The 23,792-nt window shown below is 71.5% G+C and carries 17 protein-coding genes and 3 pseudogenes; 11 read left to right on the forward strand and 9 right to left on the reverse strand.

Annotated elements, in window-relative coordinates:
• Positions 1–123: 123 nt before the first annotated feature.
• Complete coding sequence (locus IG94_RS0133610; RefSeq protein ID WP_031046257.1) at positions 124–1,080, forward strand: bifunctional riboflavin kinase/FAD synthetase; 957 nt, start codon at positions 124–126, stop codon at positions 1,078–1,080.
• On the opposite strand, the gene IG94_RS0133615 is transcribed toward IG94_RS0133610, so the two are convergent.
• The 7 genes from IG94_RS0133615 to IG94_RS0133645 form a co-directional block, all read right to left on the reverse strand.
• Positions 1,052–2,119, reverse strand: a complete 1,068-nt coding sequence (locus IG94_RS0133615) for an ABC transporter ATP-binding protein (protein ID WP_224287419.1) — start codon at positions 2,117–2,119, stop codon at positions 1,052–1,054. The two genes, IG94_RS0133610 and IG94_RS0133615, sit on opposite strands and share 29 nt — an antisense overlap.
• Before the next feature lie 104 nt (positions 2,120–2,223).
• Positions 2,224–3,255 carry an ABC transporter ATP-binding protein gene (locus IG94_RS0133620; protein ID WP_211269710.1) on the reverse strand — a complete coding sequence of 344 codons (1,032 nt, stop codon included), beginning with the start codon at positions 3,253–3,255 and terminating at the stop codon, positions 2,224–2,226.
• Positions 3,252–4,184 (reverse strand): ABC transporter permease, encoded by a 933-nt coding sequence (locus IG94_RS0133625; RefSeq protein ID WP_031046264.1) that lies wholly within the window; start codon positions 4,182–4,184, stop codon positions 3,252–3,254. Before IG94_RS0133625 ends, IG94_RS0133620 begins: the two co-directional genes overlap by 4 nt.
• Positions 4,181–5,248 carry an ABC transporter permease gene (locus IG94_RS0133630; RefSeq protein ID WP_107060773.1) on the reverse strand — a complete coding sequence of 356 codons (1,068 nt, stop codon included), beginning with the start codon at positions 5,246–5,248 and terminating at the stop codon, positions 4,181–4,183. Before IG94_RS0133630 ends, IG94_RS0133625 begins: the two co-directional genes overlap by 4 nt.
• Positions 5,241–7,109 carry an ABC transporter substrate-binding protein gene (locus IG94_RS0133635; protein ID WP_031046268.1) on the reverse strand — a complete coding sequence of 623 codons (1,869 nt, stop codon included), beginning with the start codon at positions 7,107–7,109 and terminating at the stop codon, positions 5,241–5,243. Before IG94_RS0133635 ends, IG94_RS0133630 begins: the two co-directional genes overlap by 8 nt.
• Before the next feature lie 306 nt (positions 7,110–7,415).
• Positions 7,416–10,871 carry an SCO5717 family growth-regulating ATPase gene (locus tag IG94_RS0133640; RefSeq protein WP_078892530.1) on the reverse strand — a complete coding sequence of 1,152 codons (3,456 nt, stop codon included), beginning with the start codon at positions 10,869–10,871 and terminating at the stop codon, positions 7,416–7,418.
• Between the two features lie 643 nt (positions 10,872–11,514).
• Entirely contained in the window at positions 11,515–11,811 is a 297-nt protein-coding gene (locus tag IG94_RS0133645) for a DUF397 domain-containing protein (protein WP_031046273.1), read from the reverse strand.
• 320 nt (positions 11,812–12,131) lie between these two features.
• Between IG94_RS0133645 and rpsO the strand changes: the two genes are divergently transcribed.
• The 5 genes from rpsO to IG94_RS0133670 all read left to right on the forward strand — a co-directional run bounded on the left by rpsO (position 12,132) and on the right by IG94_RS0133670 (position 17,639).
• Entirely contained in the window at positions 12,132–12,419 is a 288-nt protein-coding gene (rpsO, locus tag IG94_RS0133650) for a 30S ribosomal protein S15 (RefSeq protein WP_031046275.1), read from the forward strand.
• Positions 12,420–12,701: 282 nt separating this feature from the next.
• Positions 12,702–14,921, forward strand: a complete 2,220-nt coding sequence (locus tag IG94_RS0133655; RefSeq protein ID WP_031046278.1) for a polyribonucleotide nucleotidyltransferase — start codon at positions 12,702–12,704, stop codon at positions 14,919–14,921.
• Positions 14,918–16,297, forward strand: a complete 1,380-nt coding sequence (locus IG94_RS0133660) for a M16 family metallopeptidase (protein WP_031046281.1) — start codon at positions 14,918–14,920, stop codon at positions 16,295–16,297. The genes IG94_RS0133655 and IG94_RS0133660 overlap by 4 nt, the downstream gene beginning before the upstream one ends.
• 48 nt (positions 16,298–16,345) lie before the next feature.
• Positions 16,346–17,098: a 4-hydroxy-tetrahydrodipicolinate reductase gene (dapB, locus tag IG94_RS0133665; protein WP_031046284.1), complete on the forward strand. Its 753-nt coding sequence runs from the start codon at positions 16,346–16,348 to the stop codon at positions 17,096–17,098.
• Between the two features lie 85 nt (positions 17,099–17,183).
• The gene (locus tag IG94_RS0133670; protein WP_031046287.1) at positions 17,184–17,639 is read left to right on the forward strand and encodes a tetratricopeptide repeat protein; all 456 of its coding nucleotides are present in this window, start codon (positions 17,184–17,186) and stop codon (positions 17,637–17,639) included.
• Between the two features lie 131 nt (positions 17,640–17,770).
• On the opposite strand, the gene IG94_RS0133675 is transcribed toward IG94_RS0133670, so the two are convergent.
• Positions 17,771–18,325: a membrane protein gene (locus tag IG94_RS0133675; RefSeq protein WP_031046290.1), complete on the reverse strand. Its 555-nt coding sequence runs from the start codon at positions 18,323–18,325 to the stop codon at positions 17,771–17,773.
• Positions 18,326–18,442: 117 nt separating this feature from the next.
• Complete coding sequence (locus IG94_RS0133680) at positions 18,443–18,682, reverse strand: hypothetical protein (protein ID WP_031046293.1); 240 nt, start codon at positions 18,680–18,682, stop codon at positions 18,443–18,445.
• 224 nt (positions 18,683–18,906) lie between these two features.
• Here IG94_RS0133680 and IG94_RS43820 point away from each other — a divergent pair.
• From IG94_RS43820 to IG94_RS0133695, 5 genes and pseudogenes are all read left to right on the forward strand, one after another.
• Positions 18,907–19,254: pseudogene (locus IG94_RS43820) on the forward strand (FAD-dependent thymidylate synthase); the annotation flags it as partial.
• A 102-nt stretch (positions 19,255–19,356) separates the two neighbouring features.
• Positions 19,357–20,103: pseudogene (locus IG94_RS43825) on the forward strand (HNH endonuclease); the annotation flags it as partial.
• A gap of 3 nt (positions 20,104–20,106) precedes the next feature.
• A pseudogene (gene thyX / locus IG94_RS43830) lies at positions 20,107–20,556 on the forward strand (FAD-dependent thymidylate synthase); the annotation flags it as partial.
• A 223-nt stretch (positions 20,557–20,779) separates the two neighbouring features.
• Complete coding sequence (gene dapA / locus IG94_RS0133690) at positions 20,780–21,679, forward strand: 4-hydroxy-tetrahydrodipicolinate synthase (RefSeq protein WP_031046299.1); 900 nt, start codon at positions 20,780–20,782, stop codon at positions 21,677–21,679.
• Positions 21,680–21,832: 153 nt separating this feature from the next.
• Positions 21,833–23,518 (forward strand): ribonuclease J, encoded by a 1,686-nt coding sequence (locus tag IG94_RS0133695; RefSeq protein WP_031046301.1) that lies wholly within the window; start codon positions 21,833–21,835, stop codon positions 23,516–23,518.
• The last annotated feature ends 274 nt before the right edge of the window (positions 23,519–23,792 follow it).

The following is a 23,792-nucleotide window of genomic DNA, read 5'->3' on the forward strand; positions in this document are numbered from 1 at the left end:
CGATGCCGATGCGGGCGGTCGCCGGGCGGCATGGCACCCTAGACCTGCGTAAGAGGCACCACGGAATCACGGCATTCACCGGAATCCACGACAACCACGGAAACCCACCGAGGAGCAGACACAGTGCAGCGCTGGCGTGGCTTGGAGGACATCCCCGAGGACTGGGGACGCAGCGTCGTCACCATCGGCTCCTACGACGGCGTCCACCGTGGACACCAGCTGATCATCAAGCACGCGGTGGACCGCGCCCGCGAACTGGGCGTCCCCGCCGTCGTCGTCACCTTCGACCCGCACCCCAGCGAGGTCGTCCGCCCCGGCAGCCACCCGCCACTGCTCGCCCCGCACCACCGCCGGGCCGAACTGATGGCCGGCCTCGGCGTGGACGCGGTGCTGATCCTCCCCTTCACCAAGGAGTTCTCGAAGCTCTCCGCAGCCGACTTCGTGGTCAAGGTCCTGGTCGACCGGCTGCGCGCCAAGGCCGTCGTCGAGGGCCCCAACTTCCGCTTCGGCCACAAGGCGGCCGGAAACGTCGACTTCCTCACCGAGCAGGGCAAGGTCTACGACTTCGAGGTCGAGGTCGTCGACCTGTACGTCACCGGGGAGGCGGGCGGCGGCGAACCCTTCTCCTCCACCCTGACCCGCCGCCTGGTCGCCGACGGCGACGTAGCGGGCGCCGCCGAGATCCTGGGCCGCCCCCACCGCGTGGAGGGCGTCGTCGTGCGCGGCGCCCAGCGCGGCCGCGAGCTGGGCTTCCCCACGGCCAACGTCGAGACCCTCCCGCACACCGCCATCCCGGCCGACGGTGTGTACGCCGGTCTGCTGCACGCCCAGGGCGAGGCGATGCCGGCCGCGATCTCCGTCGGCACCAACCCGCAGTTCGAGGGCACCGAGCGCACGGTGGAGGCGTACGCCATCGACCGCGTGGGCCTCGATCTGTACGGCCTGCACGTCGCCGTGGACTTCGCGGCCTTCGTCCGGGGGCAGGCGAAGTTCGAGACGCTCGACGCCCTGCTCGCGCAGATGGCCGACGACGTCGACAGGTGCCGCGCGATCATCGCGGCGCGGGACCGGCGGGGCTGACCTCCCGCGGGGCGGCCAGGGCCCAGTGGCAGGCGACCTGGGACTCGCCGCCGCCGTGCAGGACGGCCGGCTCCCGGCTGCGGCAGGCGTCCGCGACGCCGGCCCGCTCGGCGGTGCCGTCGGCCAGGACCTGGCAACGGGCGTGGAAACGGCAGCCGGTGGGGATGTTCGACGGGTCCGGAGGCTCGCCGGTGAGCACCACCGGATCGCCGGGCGCCTCCGGCAGCACGGACAGCAGGGCCCGGGTGTACGGATGCCGGGGCGCCGTCAGGACCTGCTCCACCGCCCCCGTCTCGACGATCCGCCCGAGGTACATCACCGCGACCCGGTCCGCGATGTTCCAGGCCAGCCCCAGGTCGTGGGTCACGACCAGCGCGGCCAGCCCCAACTCGGTGCGCAGCCGCAGCAGCAGCGCGAGGATCTCGCCGCGCACCGACGCGTCGAGCGAGGCCACCGGCTCGTCGGCGACGAGGAGTTCCGGCCGCAGGACCAGCGCGCCCGCGATGACCACCCGCTGGCGCTGGCCGCCGGACAGTTCGTGCGGGTAGCGCAGGAAGAACCGCTCCGGCGGACGCAGCCCGGCCCGGGACAGCGCCTCGGCGACCGCGGTCCGCTCGTCCCCGGGACGGCCGTGGATGCGCAGGCCCTCGGCGACGATGTCGTACACCGTGTGCCGCGGGTTCAGTGAACCGCTCGGGTCCTGGAGGACGAGCTGGGCCCGTCTGCGGTACGCCTTCAGCGCGCGGGCGGAGTGTGCGAGGGGAGCGCCGTCGAAGGTCACGCGTCCCCGCACCGGCCTGACCAGGCCGAGGAGCGAACGGGCCAGCGTCGTCTTGCCGCAGCCCGACTCGCCGACCAGCGCGACGATCTCACCGCGCCGGATGTCGAGGTCCACACCGTCCACGGCCCGCGCGTCGGCCCCGCCCCGCCTGCCGGGGAAGGCGACGTGCAGTCCCTCGACGCTCAGCAGCGGGGACTCGGCAGCGGACGAAGGGCCGCGGCCGGCGCCCGGAGGAAGACCGGGCCCGGGGCCGGGCATGCCGCCGGGCGGAGCGTCGGGCGTGCCGTCGAGTGGCGTGCCCGGTGATGCGTCTGGCGTGGCGCGGGGCGGGGTGCCGGGGGGAGGGGTGGGTGTGGTTCCGGTCATGGGGTCCTGCTCCTCACTCCGTCGTCCCGCGCCGAGGCGGTACCGCCGGAACCGTTTCCGTCCGGCGTCCCCGTGGCGTCGGTCCCCACGTGGACGCACGCCGCGCGCCGCCGGGGGCCGGCGTCCCGCAGTACCTGGTCCTCGGTGGCGCAGACGTCGAGCGCGACCGGGCACCGGGGATGGAACGCGCACCCCGACGGCACCGCCGCCGGGTCGGGCGGGTCGCCGGGGAGCCCGCGCGGCGCGAACCGGGAGCCGGGGTCGCCGATCCTCGGGAACGCCCCCGACAGCGCCCGGCCGTACGGATGCCGGGCGTCGTCGTAGACCTCCCGGGCCGGGCCCTCCTCGACCACCCGCCCCGCGTACATCACCGCGAGCCGGTCGCAGGTGTCGGCCAGCACCGCCAGGTCGTGGCTGATCATCATCAGGCCGACGTCCTGCTCACCCACCAGGTTCTCGATCAGCCGCAGGATCTGCGCCTGGATCATCACGTCCAGCGCCGTGGTCGGCTCGTCGGCGACGACCAGACGCGGCTCGCAGGCCAGCGCCATCGCGATCATCACGCGCTGCCGCTGTCCGCCGGACAGCTCGTGCGGATAGGCCCGTGCCCGGGCGGCCGGCAGCCCCACCTGCTCCAGCAGTTCCCCGGCCCGCCGCCGCGCGTCGGCCGGCGTGGCCCCGCGGTGCAGCAGGATCGGTTCGGCGATCTGGTCACCGACGCGGTGGACGGCGTTCAGGGAGTGCATGGCGCCCTGGAAGACGATCGAGGCCCCCGCCCAGCGCACCGCCCGCACCCGGCCCCACTTCATCGTGAGCACGTCCTCGCCGTCGAGCAGGATCTCCCCGCCGACCCGCGCCCCGGCCGGCAGCAGCCTCAGCAGCGCCAGTGCCAGCGTCGACTTGCCGCAGCCGGACTCGCCCGCGAGACCGAGCTTCTCGCCCGCCTCCACGGTCAGGCCGACCCCGCGCACGGCGGCCGCGCCGCCCGGATACGTCACCGTCAGGTCCCGGACCTCGAGCAGACTCAACGGGACACCCCCAGCCTCGGATTGAGAACCGCCTCCACCGCACGCCCGCACAGCGTGAACGCCAGCGCCACCACCGCGATCCCGATGCCCGGCGGCACCAGGTACCACCAGTCGCCGGAACTCACCGACCCCGCCTCCCGCGCGTCCTGCAGCAGGCCGCCCCAGGACACGACCGTCGGGTCCCCCAGCCCCAGGAAGGCCAGGGTCGCCTCGGCCAGGATCGCGGAGGAGATGATCAGGGTCGTCTGCGCGAGGACCAGCGGCATCACGTTGGGCAGCACGTGCCGGGACATGATGTGCCAGTGCCCGCCCCCGAGCGCCTTCGCACGTTCGATGTACGGCCGCGACTCCACCGCCAGCGTCTGCGCCCGCACCAGACGGGCCGTCGTCGGCCAGGTGGTCACGCCGATCGCCAGCACGACCGTGCCCAGCGAACGGGACAGCACCGTCGCCAGCACGATCGCGAGCACCAGCGTGGGCATCACCAGGAACCAGTCCGTGATCCGCATCATGACCGTGGCGTACCAGCCGCGGAAGTGCCCGGCCGTGATCCCGATGAGCGCGCCGATCAGCACCGACAGCGCCGCCGCGAGCAGCCCGACCAGGAGCGAGACGCGCGAACCCCAGACCAGCAGGCCCAGCAGGTTCCGCCCGAACTGGTCCGTGCCGAGCGGGAACCGGCCGCTCGGGCTCTCCAGCGGCTGCCCGGGCGCGTCGGTCACGCTGTCCACGTCCGACCCGACGGTCAGCGGCGCGGTCAGCGCCACCAGGACGAACAGCACGAGCGCGGCCAGCCCGAACACACCCGCGCGGTGCCTGCGGTACTCCTTCCAGAAGCGGGCCGCGGAGGCGCGACGCCGCCGCCGGGCGAGTGCGCGCGGCCCCGGTCCACCCGGCTCCACCGGAGTCCCGGTGGTCTCGGCGCTCATCGGCCCACCCTCGGATCGAGCATCGGGTACAGCAGGTCGGCAAGGGTGTTCATGAGGATCACCGCCGCGGCGAAGACGAAGAACAGCCCCTGCACCAACGGGAGATCGGGCACGCTGAGCGCCTGGTAGAACAGCCCGCCCAGGCCCGGCCAGGAGAAGACCGTCTCGACGAGGATGACCCCCGCCACGGTCCGGCCCAGATTGACGAAGACCAGGGTCACCGTGGGCAGCAGCGCGTTGGGCACGGCGTGCCGGCGCCGGACGAGGTCGTCCCTGAGCCCCTTGGCCCGCGCCGTCACCAGATAGTCGCTGCCCATCTCGTCCAGCAGCGCCGACCTGGTCACCAGCAGCGTCTGCCCGTACTCCACCGCGACCAGCGTCACCACCGGCAGGACGAGATGGTGTGCCACGTCGAGCACCTGGGCGAGGCCCTCCTCGCGGCCCGACTCCATGCCCCCGGTCGGGAACAGACCGGGGATCGGGTCCACGCCCACCGACAGCACGACGATGAGCAGCAGCCCCAGCCAGAAGGACGGGATGGAGTACAGCGTCAGCGCCAGACCGGTGTGGAGCCGGTCGCCGAGCCCGCCGTGCCGCCACGCCGAACGGGTGCCGAGGAACATGCCCAGCGCGGTGTAGAGCACGAAGGCCGTGCCGGTCAGCAGCAGTGTGTTCGGCAGCGCCTCGGTGATCTTGTCGACGACGGGCGCGTGGAACTGGTACGACGTGCCGAGATCGCCGGTCAGCGCCTTGGCGCAGTAGTCCGTGAACTGCTGCCACATCGGCAGGTCGAGCCCGAACTCGGCGCGGTACGTGGCGAGTTGTTCGGCAGACACCTGACGGCCGCCGGTCATGAACTTCACCGGGTCGCCGGGGATCAGCCGGAAGAGGAAGAAGCTGGTGACGAGGACGGCGAAGAGGGAGACGACCGCACCGGCCAGCTTCCCCGCCACGTACCGCGGATACCCGCCGCCGGCCCGCCCCTCGCGCCGCACCGCGGTCGGCCGCTTCCCCGCTGCGGAGGGGACCGCCGGGCCGGCCTCGGTGCCGGCCGGGCTACTCACGGTCGTCGGCCGTCGCCCGGCGGCGGACGGCGAAGAGCACGACGAGTCCCGCGAGGACGACCACGCCCGCGGCGATCCCGATCACGGTCCCCGTCGACGACGAACCGCCGGAGGAGTCGCCGGAGTCCGCCGGCACCGCCGACCACCAGCTCCAGTAGCCGTCCTGCCCGTAGATGTTGCCCGCGGCGGACGGCATCGTGGTGATCGACTCGATCTGGTCCGTACGGTAGGCCTCGACCGCGTTCGGATACGCCATGACGTTCATGTACCCGGTGTCGTAGAGCCGGGACTCCAGCTGCTTGACGATCCCCGCCCGCTTGCCGGCGTCGTACTCGGCCAACTGCCGTGCGTACAGCGCGTCGTACTCCTTGTCGCAGATGAAGTTGTCGGTGGCCCCGGTGTCCTTCGGGGTCGCCGGGAGCGCGTCGCAGGTGTGGATGGAGAGCACGAAGTCCGGGTCGGGGTTGACCGACCAGCCGTCGAAGGCCAGGTCGTACTCGCCGGCCAGCCACGGGTCGGTCACGTTGTCCAGGCAGTCGAGGGTGACGGAGATGCCCAACTCGCCCCACCACTCCTGGAGGTACTTGCCGACCGCCTTGTCGTTCGGGTCGGTGGCGTGGCACAGGACGCGGTAGTCCAGCGGCTTGCCGTCCTTGCCGAGGCGCTTGCCGTCGGCACCGGTCCGGTAGCCCGCCTCGTCGAGCAGCTCGGCGGCCTGCTGCGGGTCGTATGCCAACTCCTGCCCGGCCGACGGCTCGAAGAAGTACGAGGAGAAGCGCGGCGGAATGTAGCCCGCCCCCTCGACGGCGTGGCCCTGGAAGACCTTGTCGACGATCGCCCTGCGGTCCACCGCTTTGAACAGCGCGTTCCGCACCCGCCGGTCCAGCAGCGACGGATCGCCGTTCCCGAACTTCGTGCCGTCCTTGGCCCGTGCACCCGGATTGGTGGCGAGGGCGTAGAAGCGGCGGCCGGGGGCGTCGTTGACGCGCATGTTCTCCTCGCCCTTGAGCGAGTCGGCCTGGGCCGGTGTCAGTGAGGGCGACCCGGCCACGAACGACACCTCGCCCTTGCGCAGGGCGGCGACGGCGGCATCCTGGTCCTTGTAGTACCGGAAGACCAGCTCGTCGAACTTCGGGGCGCCCCGCCAGAAGTCCTTGTTGGCCTTGAGCCGCACATAGCTGTCCGGCTTGTAGTCGGTGAGGACGAACGGACCGTTGCCGACGACCGGGAAGTCCTTGTCGTTGTTGAACTCCGAGAAGTCGTCGACCTTCTCCCACACATGCTTGGGCACGATCGGCACGTCGAGCGCCGTCATCGTGGCCTGCGGCTTCTTCAGCCGGATCACCAGCTGGGTCGGACTGGGCGCGGTGACCTTCGCGAAGTTGCCGACGAAGCTGCCGTTGGCGGTGGCGGCGCCCGGGTCGGTCATCATCGTGTTGAACGTCCACGCCGCGTCCTCGGCGGTGGCCCGCTCGCCGTCCGACCACCTGGAGTCGGAGCGGATGGTGTACGTCCAGGTCAGCTTGTCCGGCGACGACTTCCACTCGGTCGCCAGGCCGGGTATGACGTGGTTGTCCTCGGCGTCGTAGTTGGTCAGGTACTCGTACGTCAGCCGGTGGATGCTCGTGCTGACCAGCCGCACCGCCAGGAAGGGGCTGAGCGAGTCGACGCTCTGCGCCACGGCGACGGTGAGCACCTTGTCGCCCCCGCTGCCGTCACCGTCGCCGTCCTCGGCGGAGGCCGACGGGGCGACCGTCCCCGAGGCGAGCAGGAGCGCACAGGCGCCGAGCGCGGCCAGGAGGCGGGCTCTCCACGGGCGGGGGGCGGTACGTCCACGACGGTGCTGATGGTGAGTGCTCATGACTACCTGACCTCGCGTCATCGCACGCGCGGACGCCGTGGCGCTCTCGCGTGAGGCGGGCTTGAACAGTGCTGAACGCGGAATGACATGCGTGTCTACCAGCGGCAGTCTGCGCGCGTCAACGGTCTGTCAAACCCCATGTGGCCTGCGGAAACGGTGAGTTGGCCAGTCCGTCACTCTCATTGGCACAGACCACTGGCGCCTCCCTGGTGAGAGCGTGGCGGCCGATTCCCACCGGTTTCCCGCACCACGCGGGAAGGCCCGCACCGTCATGGACGACGCGGGCCTTCCGGAGGGTCGGCGAACCTACTGCTGGGGCGGGGGAGGAGGGTTCTGCCCCTGCTGTCCCTGCTGCCCCTGTTGCGGGTACCCGTACCCCGGCTGCTGGTAGGGCTGCCCGGGCTGCTGCTGCGGCGGGTACGGCTGCTGCCCCGGCGTGGGCTGCCCCGGCCCGGGCTGCTGCTGACCGGGTGCGGGGTACTGCCCCGGCATGGGCGGCCCGCCCGGCACCGGGTGCTGACCGGGCAGCGGCGGCTGGCCCGGCTGGGGCTGCTGACCGGACGCCGCCAGGCCCGGCATCGGCGGGGCGGCGACCGGCGGCGGGTTGCCGTCGGACGTCCACAGGCCGTGCGACTGCTGGTGGCGGACGAAGTCCTCGGCGACCAGCGCCGCGAGGTTGAAGTACGCCTCGCGCACCCTCGGACGCATCATGTCGAGGTCGACCTCGGCACCGGCGGAGAGGTGCTCGTCGAAGGGGACGACCACGACACCGCGGCACCGCGTCTGGAAGTGCCCGACGATGTCCTCCACCTTGATCATCTTGCCGGTCTCGCGCACCCCGGAGATGACGGTCAGCGAACGGGACACGAGGTCGGCGTACCCGTGCGCCGACAGCCAGTCCAGCGTCGTACTGGCGCTGCTCGCACCGTCCACGGACGGCGTCGAGATGATGATCAGCTGGTCCGCGAGGTCGAGCACGCCGCGCATGGCGCTGTACAGGAGGCCGGTGCCCGAGTCGGTGAGGATGATCGGGTACTGCTGACCGAGCACGTCGATCGCGCGCCGGTAGTCCTCGTCGTTGAAGGTCGTGGACACGGCCGGGTCGACGTCGTTGGCGATGATCTCCAGGCCGGACGAGGCCTGCGAGGTGAACCGCCGGATGTCCATGTACGAGTTGAGGTACGGGATGGCCTGGACGAGGTCACGGATGGTGGCCCCGGTCTCCCGCCGCACCCGGCGCCCGAGCGTGCCGGCGTCCGGGTTGGCGTCGATCGCGAGGATCTTGTCCTGCCGCTCGGTGGCCAGTGTGGAGCCCAGCGCGGTGGTGGTGGTCGTCTTGCCGACGCCGCCCTTGAGGCTGATGACGGCGATGCGGTAGCAGGAGAGCACCGGTGTGCGGATCAGGTCCAGCTTCCGCTGCCGCTCGGCCTCCTCCTTCTTCCCGCCCAGCTTGAACCGCGAACCGCCGGCCGCCGGACGACTGCTCTTCGCCTTCTGCCGCTTGTTGTTGAGCAGCCGGTCGGACGACAGTTCCACGGCCGCCGTGTAACCGAGCGGCGCCGCCCCCGGGTTGGTGGGCTGACGCTGGTCGTGCTGCATGGGCTGCGGCCAGGCGGCGCCGAGCCGCGGGTCCACGGGCTGCTGGGGAGGCTGCTGCTGCGGCGCCTGTCCCGGCTGGGGCATCGGCTGGGCGGGCGGTCCCTGCTGCGGGAACCCAGGCGGAGCCGGCTGCGGCGCGCCGGGCGGGGCCGTGGGCGGGGTCTGGGCGTCAGCGGGCGGCTGCGGCTGCTGGGGCACACCGGGCTGCGGCTGTGCCGGCTGCCCGGGCTGGTGCTGCGGGAAGCCGTAACCGCCGGGCTCCCCGGGCTGGTGCTGGGGGAACCCGTAACCGCCGGGCTGCCCCGGCTGGGGCTGCGGGAAGCCGTAAGCCGCCCCGGGCCCGGGCACAGGGGGCTGCGGTGCGGGGTGCTGGGGCGCCGGGGTCTGCGCTGCCGCCGGAGGCGTGGCGCCGGGCTGCGGGAAGCCGTACCCGGGCTGCGGCGCCGGCTGCGCGGGCGCCTGGTGCGGCGGTGCCGGCGGGGCGGCCGGGGGATTCCAGGCGGCGGGCGCGGGCTGCGGGGCCTGCGGCTGGAACGGAGGCTGCGGGGCCGGCACGCCGGGCTGCTGCTCCGGAGTGCCCGGGGCAGCGGGGTCGGCCTGCGGCTGTGCGGGCCACTCGTGGGCCGGCGCGGGCGCGACGGGCGGGTACGCCGGCGGTGACGGCGGCATCCCGACCTGCGCGGCGGGCGGCGCGTCCTGCGGAGCGGCGTCCTGCGGGGCGCGGTCCGCAGGCGTGGCGTCGCCGGGCACCGCGTCCTCGGGCTCGGGCCCGGACGCTGCGGGAACGCCGTCCTCGGGCTCGGGCGTGGCCGGCACACCGTCCTCCGGCTCCGGCTCGGACGCCGGGTCCGGTACGACCGTCAGGGCGGCGGGTGCGGGTGCGGGCTCGGCATCCTGCGCCGGAGGTGCGGTACGGAAGTCGTCCGCGTCCGTGCCCTGGGCATCGGACCCGACGGAGTCGGTGCCCTCGTCCTCCGGCTCCGTGCCGGGCGCGTCGGCGGATCCGGCACCGCCCGCCTCGTCTGCCACGCCGTCCCGCGCGTCGGCGGGATCTTCGGCAGCGGCGGCCGTGTCGGCCCCGGCGGCGCCCTTCGCGGGCGAGTCCCCGGGCCCGTCCGCGGTGAAGGCCTCCTGCCTGGCCTTCTCCTCCTGAGGCGTCTGCTCCTCCGGGGCTTCCCGCCTCTCCTTCGCGGGCTCTTCCTTCACGGCTTCCGCCTTCGCGGCCTCTTCCTTCGCGGCCTCGTCCGAGGCGGCGAAGGCGGCGATCTCCCGCTTGAGGGCGTGCGCGGAGAAACGCATGGTGGCGCCGCTGTCGAGGTCCCCGTTGCCGAGACCGCTGCCGCCGAGGCCGGCCTCGGACTCCTTCGAGGTCTCTGCCCCGGCTCCGGCCCCGGCTCCGACTCCGGTCCCGGCCCCCGCCCCGGTCTCGACCCCGGACTTGGCCCCGGCCCCGGTCTCCGAGGCCTCCTGGGGCTCCGGCTTCGCGGCCGGCGGTGGCACGGGTGCCGTGGCCGGCGGCGGCACGGGTGCCTGGAGCTGGAACCCTCCGGCCGGGAACGTCGGCACGGCCGTGGGAGAGGCCGGGGGCGCGGCGGGCTTGCGGGGGGCCACGCTCTTGGGGCTCTTGCGGTCCTTGGGTCCCCAGTCGGGTTCCCAGTCGGACCCCGGCCGCTCCTGCGGCTCGAAGCCGCTGTCGACCGGCAGCCTGGGCACCCCGACCGGCCCTCCGGCCGGCGGCGCGGGCGGCGTGAACGCGCCGCCCGGCGCGGGCGGCGGCGGGGTGAAGGGCGCCCCCGGGGCGGGGGGCGGGGCGGCGGAAGGGCCACCCGGCGGCGCGGCGTGCGGCGGGGGAGCCAGCCCCGGCAACGGCGGAACCGGCCCGCGAGGAGCGGGCGGAGCCGAAGGCGCGGAAGGAGGCGAGGAGGGCGGAGGAGGAGTGGGGGAAGCCGAGGGCGCGTCGCCCTCCGAGCCCTCTGCCGAGCCCGCCCCGGAACCGGCGGCAGCCCCCTGCTCCGACCCGCCCGACGCGTTCTGCGTGTACCAGGCGGGGGGCGCGTAGTCGATGGTGAACTCGCCGGTCGTCTCGATGGAGGACTCCGCGTCGGGCTGGTCATCGCCGGGTGTAGCCCAGCCCCCGCGGATCCCGTCCCGATCGCTGCTCACAGTTCCTCCTGGTGTGGTCGAGCACCCTCAAGCCGTGCTGGGGCGACCCTTGTGTCGTTCGATATGGTCGTTCGACGTTGTCCGAGGCCGTTCGAGGTCGTCCGATCCACCGGCTCTCCCCCTTGGGACGCCGACCCCCGCTCCACGGGTTCTGGTGTCGCGCCCGATACCAGCCTAATCACGAGTGACCCGCCCCCGTCATGCCCCGTACCCCTGTCCATCCTGGCTCTCAACGCCACAACTCACGCAAAAGCGACGCACTTTCGCCTCATAGCGGACAGAGTCGGATCGTGCGGGCGACGCGGGCCGCACTGACTGAGGGGTCGGCCTGCCCGTCCCCTCCCGGCCCCGCGGCGGGGCGGCGCCGAACCAGCCGGCGGGGCGCTGAACCGGGCGACGGGGTCATGGGCACGACGCGGGCGAAGGCGGCACCGGTGCCCCGGCAGCCGCGGCGCGTGGGGCTGGCGGCGGCGGCCTGCTGCTGAGACCGCGGCGGAGAAGTCATGGCCTCGCGGCCGGAAGCCGGGGCGCACGTCACGGCCGGGCAGCGGGCAGCCGGGACGAGGAAACAAGGCCCCGTCTGCCCGCGGCCCGGACGGTACGACGAGCGGGCGGCACCCGGTGGGCCCGCCCGCTCAGGGCGTCACTCCGCGGTGGCGGCCCCGCCGCCCGGCGCCGGCTCCAGGTCGAACTCGCCGTCCCGGGCGCCGAGCACGAACGCCCGCCACTCCGCCTCCGTGTACCGCAGCACGGTGTCGGGGTCGAGCGACGACCGCATCGCCACCGCACCCTCGGGAAGGTAGGCGATCTCCACCCGTTCCTCGTCCTCCTCGGTGCCGGGTGCGCTGTGCCACTCGACACCGGAGATGTCGAGGGCGTAGAGCTCGTCCCGCTCCCGCTCCTTGCGCGTCCTGAGATCCTGCTCCTCGGCGTCGGCCATCGCGGCTCCGGTCCTTCCTGCTGTGCCAACGAACTGTGCGGTCACCATACTTGTCCCCGTTCCTCCAGGTCAGCGGTTCGTGCATGTGTGTACCGGTACGAGTGGCGGGACGCGGACCGGTGCGGGCGCCGGTGCGGGCGGCGGACAGAGGGGTCCCTACGGGCTGGTAAGGTGTGTGACGGCCGTTTGTGTACGCGCCCCCGGAGCTCCGGCCCCGGCGGTCGCGCCCAGCGGATCCCCGCCTTCCGAGTTACGGAAGATCCCCCGAGACGTAGACCGGGGGCACTCGGTGGCCACTCTCAGACCAATGAGGAGTACGCGTGTCGCTCGACGCCGCAGTGAAGAAGCAGATCGTCACCGAGTTCGGTACCAAGGAGGGCGACACCGGCTCCCCCGAGGTCCAGGTCGCCCTGCTGTCCCGTCGGATCTCCGACCTGACCGAGCACCTGAAGACCCACAAGCACGACCACCACTCCCGCCGTGGTCTGCTCATCCTGGTCGGCCAGCGCCGCCGGCTGCTGCAGTACCTCGCCAAGAAGGACATCCAGCGCTTCCGCGCGCTGGTCGAGCGCCTCGGCATCCGCCGCGGTGCGGCGGGCGCCCGCTAGGACGCCGTGAAGGGAGCGGTTCCCATTCGTTCGGGGGCCGCTCCCTTTGCTGTACGTGCGCGGTGCTGCCGCCCCTTTGTAGTGTGGTAACAGACACACGACGAACGAAACGAGGAGAAGCGCGCCTTGCCGCCGCCGGTCCTCGGTAGTGGCCCCCGGGGGCAGAACCCCGGGAGCTTCGATCGAAGACCGGCCCGCATACCTGGAGCGCTTCTCCGCCACCGTCCCCCCGCCACACGGGCGAGGAGGGGCAAAAGACGACAAGTATCGGAGAAAGCACTAGTGGAGAACGAGACCCACTACGCCGAGGCCGTCATCGACAACGGCGCCTTCGGCACCCGCACCATCCGCTTCGAGACGGGCCGGCTGGCCAGGCAGGCCGCCGGTTCCGCCGTGGCGTACCTGGACGACGACACCATGGTGCTGTCGGCCACCAGCGCCTCCAAGAACCCCAAGGATCAGCTCGACTTCTTCCCCCTCACGGTGGACGTCGAGGAGCGGATGTACGCCGCCGGCAAGATCCCCGGCAGCTTCTTCCGTCGCGAGGGCCGGCCCTCCGAGGACGCGATCCTCACCTGCCGCCTGATCGACCGCCCGCTGCGCCCGTCCTTCAAGAAGGGCCTGCGCAACGAGATCCAGGTCGTCGCGACGATCATGGCCCTCAACCCCGACCACCTGTACGACGTCGTGGCGATCAACGCCGCCTCCGCGTCCACGCAGCTGGCCGGCCTGCCCTTCTCCGGCCCGATCGGCGGCGTCCGCGTCGCGCTGATCCGCGGCCAGTGGGTGGCCTTCCCGACGCACACCGAGCTCGAGGACGCCGTCTTCGACATGGTCGTCGCGGGCCGCGCCCTGGAGGACGGCGACGTCGCGATCATGATGGTCGAGGCCGAGGCCACCGACAAGACCGTCAAGCTCGTCGAGGGCGGCGCCGAGGCGCCCACCGAGGAGGTCGTCGCCGCCGGTCTGGAGGCCGCGAAGCCCTTCATCAAGGTGCTGTGCCGCGCCCAGGCCGACCTCGCCGCGAAGGCCGCCAAGCCGACCGGCGAGTTCCCGATCTTCCTGGACTACCAGGACGACGTCCTCGAGGCGCTCACCGGCGCCGTCAAGCCCGAGCTGACCCAGGCGCTCACCATCGCCGGCAAGCAGGACCGCGAGGCCGAGCTGGACCGCGTCAAGGGCCTGGCCGCCGAGAAGCTCCTGCCGGAGTTCGAGGGCCGCGAGAAGGAGATCTCCGCCGCGTACCGCTCGCTGACCAAGTCCCTGGTCCGTGAGCGCGTCATCAAGGAGAAGAAGCGCATCGACGGCCGCGGTGTCACCGACATCCGCACCCTGGCCGCCGAGGTCGAGGCCATCCCGCGCGTGCACGGTTCCGCGCTGTTCGAGCGTGGCGAGACCCAGATCCTGGGCGTCACCACCCTGAACATGCTCCGCATGGAGCAGCAGCTGGACACCCTCTCCCCGGTGACCCGCAAGCGCTACATGCACAACTACAACTTCCCGCCGTACTCCGTCGGCGAGACCGGCCGCGTCGGCTCCCCGAAGCGCCGCGAGATCGGCCACGGCGCCCTCGCCGAGCGCGCCATCGTGCCGGTGCTGCCGACGCGCGAGGAGTTCCCCTACGCGATCCGCCAGGTGTCCGAGGCCCTTGGCTCCAACGGCTCGACGTCCATGGGCTCGGTCTGCGCCTCCACCATGTCGCTGCTGAACGCCGGTGTGCCGCTGAAGGCCCCCGTCGCCGGTATCGCCATGGGCCTGATCTCCCAGGAGATCAGCGGCGAGACGCACTACGTCGCCCTCACCGACATCCTCGGTGCGGAGGACGCCTTCGGCGACATGGACTTCAAGGTCGCCGGCACCAAGGAGTTCGTGACCGCCCTCCAGCTCGACACCAAGCTGGACGGCATCCCCGCCTCCGTCCTGGCCGCCGCCCTCAAGCAGGCCCGTGACGCCCGCCTCCACATCCTCGACGTGATGATGGAAGCGATCGACACGCCGGACGAGATGTCCCCGAACGCGCCGCGGATCATCACCGTGAAGATCCCGGTCGACAAGATCGGCGAGGTCATCGGCCCCAAGGGCAAGATGATCAACCAGATCCAGGAGGACACGGGCGCCGACATCACGATCGAGGACGACGGCACCATCTACATCGGTGCCGCCGACGGTCCGGCCGCCGAGGCCGCCCGCGCCACGATCAACGGCATCGCCAACCCGACCATGCCCGAGGTCGGCGAGCGCTACCTGGGCACGGTCGTCAAGACGACCACCTTCGGCGCGTTCGTCTCCCTGCTGCCCGGCAAGGACGGTCTGCTGCACATCTCGCAGATCCGCAAGCTCGCAGGCGGCAAGCGCGTGGAGAACGTCGAGGACGTCCTCGGTGTGGGCCAGAAGGTCCAGGTCGAGATCGCCGAGATCGACTCCCGCGGCAAGCTCTCCCTGATCCCCGTGATCGAGGGCGAAGAGGGCACCGAAGAGAAGAAGGACGACGCCGACCAGTGACGTCCCGTAGCGCCAGGACGACGGCCCGCACCTCCTCGGAGGCGCGGGCCGTCGCCCGTACCCAAACCCTCATCCAGGGCGAGCACGGCATCGGCACGGTCCGCAAGACCACTCTCCCCGGCGGCCTGCGCATCGTCACCGAGACCCTGCCCTCGGTCCGCTCGGCGACCTTCGGCATCTGGGCCCACGTCGGCTCCCGCGACGAGACCCCGGCCCTCAACGGCGCCACCCACTACCTGGAGCACCTGCTCTTCAAGGGCACCCGCAAGCGCAGCGCCCTGGACATCTCCGCCGCGATCGACGCGGTCGGCGGCGAGATGAACGCGTTCACGGCGAAGGAGTACACGTGCTACTACGCGCGCGTGCTCGACACCGACCTGCCGCTCGCCATCGACGTCGTCTGCGACATGCTGACCGGCTCGCTGATCCAGGAGGAGGACGTCGACGTCGAACGCGGCGCCATCCTCGAAGAGATCGCCATGACCGAGGACGACGCGGGCGACTGCGTCCACGACCTGTTCGCCCACACCATGTTCGGCGACAACGCGCTGGGCCGCCCGGTCCTCGGCACCGTCGACACGGTCAACGCCCTCACCGCCGACCGCATCCGCCGCTTCTACCGGAAGCACTACGACCCCACCCACCTGGTGGTCGCCGCGGCCGGCAACGTCGACCACCACAAGGTCGTACGGCAGGTCCGCGCCGCCTTCGAGAAGGCCGGCGCCTTCCGGGAGCCCGTGGCCGCGCCCCTCGCCCCGCGCGACGGCCGCCGTACCGTCCGCGCCGCCGGCCGCGTCGAGCTGATCGGCCGCAAGACCGAGCAGGCCCACGTCATCCTCGGCATGCCGGGCCTCGCCCGCACCGACGAGCGCCGCTGGGCGCTGGGCGTCCTGAACACCGCCCTCGGCGGCGGCATGTCCTCCCGCCTGTTCCAGGAGGTCCGCGAGAAGCGCGGCCTCGCCTACAGCGTGTACTCGTACACCTCCGGCTTCGCCGACTGCGGGCTCTTCGGCGTGTACGCGGGCTGCCGGCCCGCCCAGGTGCACGACGTGCTGAAGATCTGCCGCGACGAGCTGGACCACGTCGCCGAGCACGGGCTGACCGACGACGAGATCGGCCGCGCGGTCGGCCAGCTCCAGGGCTCCACGGTCCTCGGCCTGGAGGACACGGGCGCGCTGATGAACCGTATCGGCAAGAGCGAACTGTGCTGGGGCGAGCAGATGTCCGTCGACGACATGCTGGCCCGGATAGCCTCGGTCACGCCGGACGACGTCCGCGCCGTCGCCCGCGACGTCCTGGGCCGCCGACCGTCCCTGTCGGTCATCGGCCCGCTGAAGGACAAGCAGGCGTCCCGGCTGCACGACGCCGTCGCCTGACGATCCCCGGTCCGTCGCCCAACGATCCCCGGTAAGGAAGCAAGAGACATGAGCAAGCTGCGCGTGGCCGTCCTCGGCGCCAAGGGCCGGATCGGCTCCGAGGCGGTACGGGCGGTCGAGGCCGCCGAGGACATGGAACTGGTCGCCGCCCTCGGCCGGGGCGACAGCCTGGACGCGCTCGCCGAGAACGGCGCCCAGGTCGCCGTCGAGCTGACCACCCCCGCCTCGGTGATGGACAACCTCGACTACTGCGTACGCCACGGCATCCACGCCGTCGTCGGCACCACAGGCTGGACCGACGAGCGCCTCGCCCAGCTGAACACCTGGCTCGACGCCTCCCCGGAGACGGGCGTGCTCATCGCGCCGAACTTCTCCATCGGCGCCGTGCTGACCATGAAGTTCGCGCAGATCGCCGCCCCGTACTTCGAGTCCGTCGAGGTCGTCGAGCTGCACCACCCGAACAAGGTGGACGCCCCCAGCGGCACCGCCACCCGCACCGCTCAGCTGATCGCCCGGGCCCGGCAGAAGGCAGGCTCCGCACCGGCGCCCGACGCCACTGCCACCGCCCTGGACGGCGCCCGCGGCGCGGACGTGGACGGCGTCCCGGTGCACGCGATCCGGCTGCGGGGCCTGCTCGCCCACCAGGAGGTGCTGCTCGGCGGCGAGGGCGAGACCCTCACCGTGCGGCACGACTCGCTGCACCACAGCAGCTTCATGCCGGGCATCCTGCTGGGCGCCCGCAAGGTGGTCACCACGCCGGGCCTCACCTTCGGCCTGGAACACTTCCTGGACCTGAACTGAGAACCGGTCCGAGACTCGAACCGAGCCCCGGACCAAGCCCCGGACCGAAACCTCGACCGAGAACCGAACCGAGCCCCTGATCCTCATGCGCGCCAAGATCACCTATCTCGTCACGGCCGCCGTCCTGGTCTTCTACTTCGTCCTGGTCGGCAGCCGGGGCGTGCTGCTCATCGAGGCCGGCACCCTCCTCACCGTCACCTTCGGCGTGGCGGTGCTGGTCCTGCCGGTGATCGGACTGTGGTTCCTCTGGAAGAACACCCAGTTCGTCCGCAGGGCCAACCAGCTCGCCGCCGAACTCGACGCCGAGGGCGGGCTGCCCGTCGACGAGCTGAAGCGCACCCCCAGCGGTCGCGTCGACCGGGAGTCGGCCGACGAGGTCTTCGCCCTGCGCAGGGCCGAGACCGAGGACGCCCCCGGCGACTGGCGCAGCTGGTTCCGCCTCGCCGTCGCGTACCACGACGCGCGCGACACCCCGCGCGCCCGCAAGGCGATGCAGCGCGCGATCGCCCTGCACGACGGCAAGCCGGCCCAGACGGCCTGAGCAGGGGAGGCCGGGGAGCGGGGAGCAGGGGGAACAGGACCCGCAGCCCGAGACGCCGGGGCCCGGACCGCACTGCTGCGGTCCGGGCCCCGGCGTCTCGGGCTGCGGGCGTCCGAGCAGACCGTCGGCGCTCAGCGCCCCCGGTACTCGTCGGCCCACGCCTCCACGGCGTCCGCGGCGCGGTCGAAGGCACCGTCGCGCGCGAGGAAGTCCGAGTTGTGGGAGGTCAGCAGCGCGGGCATCGACTCCGCGGACCGGCCCTGCCGGACGAGCAGCAGTGCCTGCCCCTGCACCGTGCGCGGCAGCCCCAGCCACCGCACCGGCTGCTGCACGGTGCGCACGCTGGCCACCTCCCGCCATGCCAGCGTGCGGGTGGTGAAGAAGCTCACGTGACGCACTCCGTGCGCGCTCACCCACGCCCCCATGCGCAGCAGCCGCAGGGCGCAGGCGATGACGACGACCGCGAGGGCGAAGACCACTCCGGCGGAGGACGGCGAGCCCGCCGCCACGATGATGACCGCGGCGAACAGCACGAACGACGCCAGCAGCAGCATCAGTGCCGCCGCCCCCACGCGCCAGGGCCCCGGCCGGTAGGGCCGGCGCCACTGGTCACGGTCGTCGTAGGGCAGCGCGACGTCGTCGGCCGCGTCGAAGGCGCGGTCGGCCGTCAGGAAGGGCAGGGGCACGGCTGGTCCTCACTCGTTCCACGGTGTGCTGTGCCCGGTGAGGCTACCGACCTGTGTCTCCGGTCACCACTCGCGGGGTCCGTACGGAGGCCGGGCCGTCCGTCCCTGCGCCGTGTCTCAGCGTCGCTCGGACGCCTGGGACGGCTGCTTGTCCGGAGTGGGCTGGTCGGCCGACAGGGAGGGCATCCCGATCAACAGGGAGCCCGCGATACCGGCGACGACGGTCAGACCGAGCAGCCAGCGCCCGGCCAGCTGGCCGAAGGACGCCCGCTCGCGGGGTGGGGGAGTGACATTGCTGCGGAACCTGTCGGCTTCGGCGACGAAGGCGAACGGCACGGGTTCACGCCGGCGGATCATGGAGCTGTGTCTCCTTCCGGGGACTGAGTGAATCGCTGTACTCATACAGACGAACGAACGCCCCTCCAGGTGCCCTGTTTCACCGACTTGATTACGGCACGGCACCGAACGCCCCATTCGGCAAGCACCGCGACGGCGGGTCGTAGAGTGGCCACGCCAAGCGCTGAGACCCATTGAGACCCACTGAGACCCCACTGAGATTGACCGGGAAGGCCCTGCACACCGTGACCGACACCCCCGCCGACGACTCCAAGATCGAACTGCGCAGCGACGTCACCGTCGAGCTGGTCAAGAGCAGCGCGACCGACTCCGACGTGCTGTTCGCCGCCCGTGTCTCCACCGCCGGGGAGCAGTCCCTCGACGAGCTGAAGAAGGACCCGGAGCGCTCGAAGGGCCTGATCAACTACCTGATGCGGGACCGGCACGGCAGCCCGTTCGAGCACAACTCGATGACCTTCTTCATCAGCGCCCCGATCTTCGTCTTCCGCGAGTTCATGCGACACCGCGTGGGCTGGTGCCTCGCCGGCGACACCGAGATCACGCTGGAGAGCGAATCCGGCAACCTCCGCCGACGCACCATCGCCGAGCTGTACAAGCTCTGGCACACAGGCGTCGAGGACCGGCTGCCGCACTCCGCGGGCGGAGTGACCTGGCACAGCCGGGCCGGCAAGTGGATGGCACAGGTCCGGCGCGGCGAGAGCAACCACTACCTGGGGCTGTACGAGAACCGCGAGGCGGCCGAGTCCGCCGTGGCGGAGTTCCGCGAGCTGCACCCGAGCACGCGACTGCGCAGGCTCGAGTCGGTGCGGCGCAACCACGTCCGCTGCTACGACGAGGAGACGATGCTCGCCCAGCGGGCCAGGATCGTCGACGTGATCCAGTCCGGAACCAAGGGCCTGATCAGGATCACCACGGCTGCCGGGAAGACGCTCCGCTGCACTGTGGACCACGCCGTGTTCACTCCCGAGGGATGGCGCAAGGCGGGGGAGCTCGCCGTCGGCGACGCGGTCATGGCCGCCGGCACCGGTCCGCGGCCGTCGGAGGCTCTTGTTCCGCCCAGTCTGCGGCGAGGCATCGGAGTGTGGACCGCCATGCGGCGGCAGGAACTGATCAAGGAGGTCGACACCTGCCACCTCTGCGGACACGACTTCCCCCGCGACGAGCTCGCCCTGGACCACGTCGTTCCCGTGGCACGCGACCTGGCTCAGGCTCTCGATGCGAAGAACCTCGCTCCCGCCTGCGAACCCTGCCACGCGGTCAAGAGCGCGGAGGAACAGGCGCTGGCACGGCGCGGCGGCAAGATCGCGAAGGCGGTTCCCGACCGGATCGTCGGAATCGAGGACGCCGGGGAGGAGATGACCTACGACCTTTCCGTCGAGGGCCCGTGGCACAACTTCCTCGCCAACGGCATCGTCGTGCACAACTCCTACAACGAGGAGTCCGGCCGCTACCGCGAGCTCCAGCCGGTCTTCTACACGCCGGACGAGTCCCGCAAGCTCGTCCAGCAGGGCCGTCCCGGCAAGTACGTCTTCGTCGAGGGCACCGCCGAGCAGCAAGAACTGGTGAGCCGGTCCATGGAGGAGTCCTACGTCGAGGCCTACCGGACGTACCAGGAGATGCTCGCCGCCGGTGTAGCCCGGGAGGTGGCCCGCGCGGTGCTTCCTGTCGGCCTGTACTCCTCGATGTACGCCACCTGCAACGCCCGCTCGCTGATGCACTTCCTGGGCCTGCGCACCCAGCACGAGCTGGCGAAGGTCCCCTCCTTCCCGCAGCGGGAGATCGAGATGGTCGGCGAGAAGATGGAGGCGGAGTGGGCCCGGCTCATGCCGCTCACGTACGCGGCCTTCAACACCAACGGACGCGTCGCGCCGTAATACTCCCGGTGCGCCGCGTCGCTGCCCATACCGGGCACACATGTGCGGATCAGCCATGCGAAGCGTCCGTATTGCGGCGTTTGCGTAAGTTCATCTAGCCTGATCAACGGGACCCGGCACTGCTTGAACCCCCGAGCAGGCAGTGCCGGGCTCCGCAATCGTTCCGGCCTGCCGCCTCCCCCGAGGGCAGACCCCGCCCTGAGCAACGAGTAGCGTGTAACCCATGGCTCCGACCTCCACTCCGCAGACCCCCTTCGGGCGGGTCCTCACCGCCATGGTCACGCCCTTCACGGCGGACGGCGCACTCGACCTCGACGGCGCGCAGCGGCTCGCCACCCACCTGGTGGACGCAGGCAACGACGGCCTGATTCTCAACGGCACCACCGGAGAGTCCCCCACCACCAGTGACGCGGAGAAAACGGACCTCGTACGAGCCGTCGTGGAGGCCGTCGGCGACCGGGCCCACGTCGTCGCCGGGGTCGGCACCAACAACACCCAGCACAGCATCGAGCTGGCCCGCACGGCCGAGCGCGCCGGCGCACACGGCCTCCTGGTCGTCACGCCGTACTACAACAAGCCCCCGCAGGAGGGCCTGTACCAGCACTTCACGGCCATCGCCGACGCCACCCCGCTGCCGGTCATGCTCTACGACATCCCCGGCCGCAGCGGCGTCCCGATCAACACGGAGACCCTGGTCCGCCTCGCGGAACACCCGCGGATCGTCGCCAACAAGGACGCCAAGGGCGATCTCGGCCGCGCCAGCTGGGCCATCGCGGGCTCCGGCCTCGCCTGGTACTCCGGCGACGACATGCTGAACCTGCCGCTGCTCTCCGTGGGCGCGGTCGGCTTCGTGTCGGTCGTCGGCCATGTCGTCACCCCGGAACTGCGCGCCATGGTGGACGCGCACGTCGCGGGTGACGTACAGAAGGCACTGGAGATCCACCAGAAGCTGCTCCACGTCTTCACCGGCATGTTCCGCACCCAGGGCGTCATGACCGCCAAGGCCGCGCTCGCCCTGCAGGGGCTGCCCGCCGGACCGCTGCGCGCCCCGATGGTCGGCCTCACGGCCGAGGAGACCGAACAGCTCAAGATCGATCTTGCCGCCGGCGGGGTACAGCTCTGACATCAGACTTCGCACCACCGCACGACCGGACGGACTTCACAACTGAATAGGCGGGCCACCGGTGCCCGCACCCCATACGACAACTGCTTCTGCACGAACGTCACGCGCGCCACGTGCCCACCGGTACGTGGCGCGTGTGGTGAGGAGAGTCTTTTGAGTCATCCGCATCCTGAACTGGCCCGGCCCCCGGCGCTTCCCAAGGGCGGCCTCCGGGTCACCCCGCTGGGCGGCCTCGGCGAAATCGGCCGCAACATGACGGTCTTCGAGTACGGCGGCCGTCTGCTGATCGTCGACTGCGGAGTGCTCTTCCCCGAGGAGGAGCAGCCCGGAATCGACCTGATCCTGCCGGACTTCACGTCCATCCGGGACCGCCTCGACGACATCGAGGGCATCGTTCTCACGCATGGCCACGAGGACCACATCGGCGGCGTCCCGTTCCTCCTCCGCGAGAAGCCGGACATCCCGCTGATCGGCTCCAAGCTGACCCTGGCGCTCATCGAGGCCAAGCTCCAGGAACACCGCATCCGTCCGTACACCCTGGAGGTGGCGGAGGGGCACCGCGAGCGGGTCGGTCCCTTCGACTGCGAGTTCGTCGCGGTCAACCACTCCATCCCGGACGCCCTGGCCGTCGCCATCCGCACCCCTGCGGGCATGGTCGTCCACACCGGCGACTTCAAGATGGACCAGCTCCCGCTGGACGGCCGCCTCACGGACCTGCACTCCTTCGCGCGTCTGAGCGAGGAAGGCATCGACCTCCTCCTCGCCGACTCGACCAACGCCGAGGTGCCGGGGTTCGTCCCGCCCGAGCGGGACATCTCGAACGTCCTGCGGCAGGTCTTCGGCAGCGCCCGCAAGCGGATCATCGTGGCGAGCTTCGCCAGCCACGTCCACCGCATCCAGCAGATCCTCGACGCGGCCCACGAGTACGGGCGCCGGGTCGCCTTCGTCGGCCGCTCGATGGTCCGCAACATGGGCATCGCGAGGGACCTGGGCTACCTGAAGGTCCCGCCGGGCCTGGTGGTCGACGTCAAGACGCTCGACGACCTGCCCGACAGCGAGGTCGTCCTGGTCTGCACCGGCTCCCAGGGCGAACCCATGGCCGCCCTGTCCCGCATGGCCAACCGGGACCACCAGATCCGCATCGTCAGCGGTGACACGGTGATCCTCGCGTCGTCCCTCATCCCGGGCAACGAGAACGCGGTGTACCGCGTGATCAACGGCCTGACCCGCTGGGGCGCCAACGTCGTCCACAAGGGCAACGCCAAGGTCCACGTCTCGGGCCACGCCTCGGCCGGCGAGCTGCTGTACTTCTACAACATCTGCCGCCCGAAGAACCTGATGCCGGTCCACGGCGAATGGCGCCACCTGCGCGCCAACGCCGAGCTGGGCGCCCTGACCGGGGTACCGCACGACCGCATCGTCATCGCCGAGGACGGTGTCGTCGTCGACCTCGTCGGGGGCAAGGCAAAAATCGCCGGCAAGGTCCAGGCGGGATACGTCTACGTCGACGGTCTCTCGGTCGGTGACGTCGGCGAGCCCGCCCTCAAGGACCGCAAGATCCTCGGCGACGAGGGCATCATCTCGGTCTTCGTGGTCATCGACTCGTCCACCGGCAAGATCACCGGCGGTCCGCACGTCCAGGCCCGCGGCTCGGGGATTGAGGACTCGGCCTTCGCCGCGGTGCTCCCCAAGGTCACGGAAGCCCTGGAACGCTCGGCCCAGGACGGCGTCGTCGAACCCCATCAGCTCCAGCAGCTGGTGCGCCGGACCCTCGGCAAGTGGGTGTCGGACACCTACCGGCGCCGGCCGATGATCCTCCCTGTCGTCGTGGAGGTCTGACGGTCCGTCGGGTCTCCGACAGCGCCAACCTGGAGCGGGGCGCCTCGATTTGCATCGAGGCGCCCCGCTCCAGTACGTTTACATCTCCGCTCGGACGGGCACCCGACCACTTCGTGGTTCGGAGCCGCCCCGGAGGGTGGAAATTCCGACTCAGAATCTCTGATAAAGTCGGATGCGCCGGAAAGGGAAACGCGAAAGCGGGAACCTGGAAAGCACCGAGGAAATCGGATCGGAAAGATCTGATAGAGTCGGAAACGCAAGACAGCAAGACCGA

Origin of the sequence: Streptomyces olivaceus (genome assembly GCF_000721235.1) — a bacterium.
Classification (GTDB): Bacteria; Actinomycetota; Actinomycetes; order Streptomycetales; family Streptomycetaceae; genus Streptomyces; species Streptomyces olivaceus.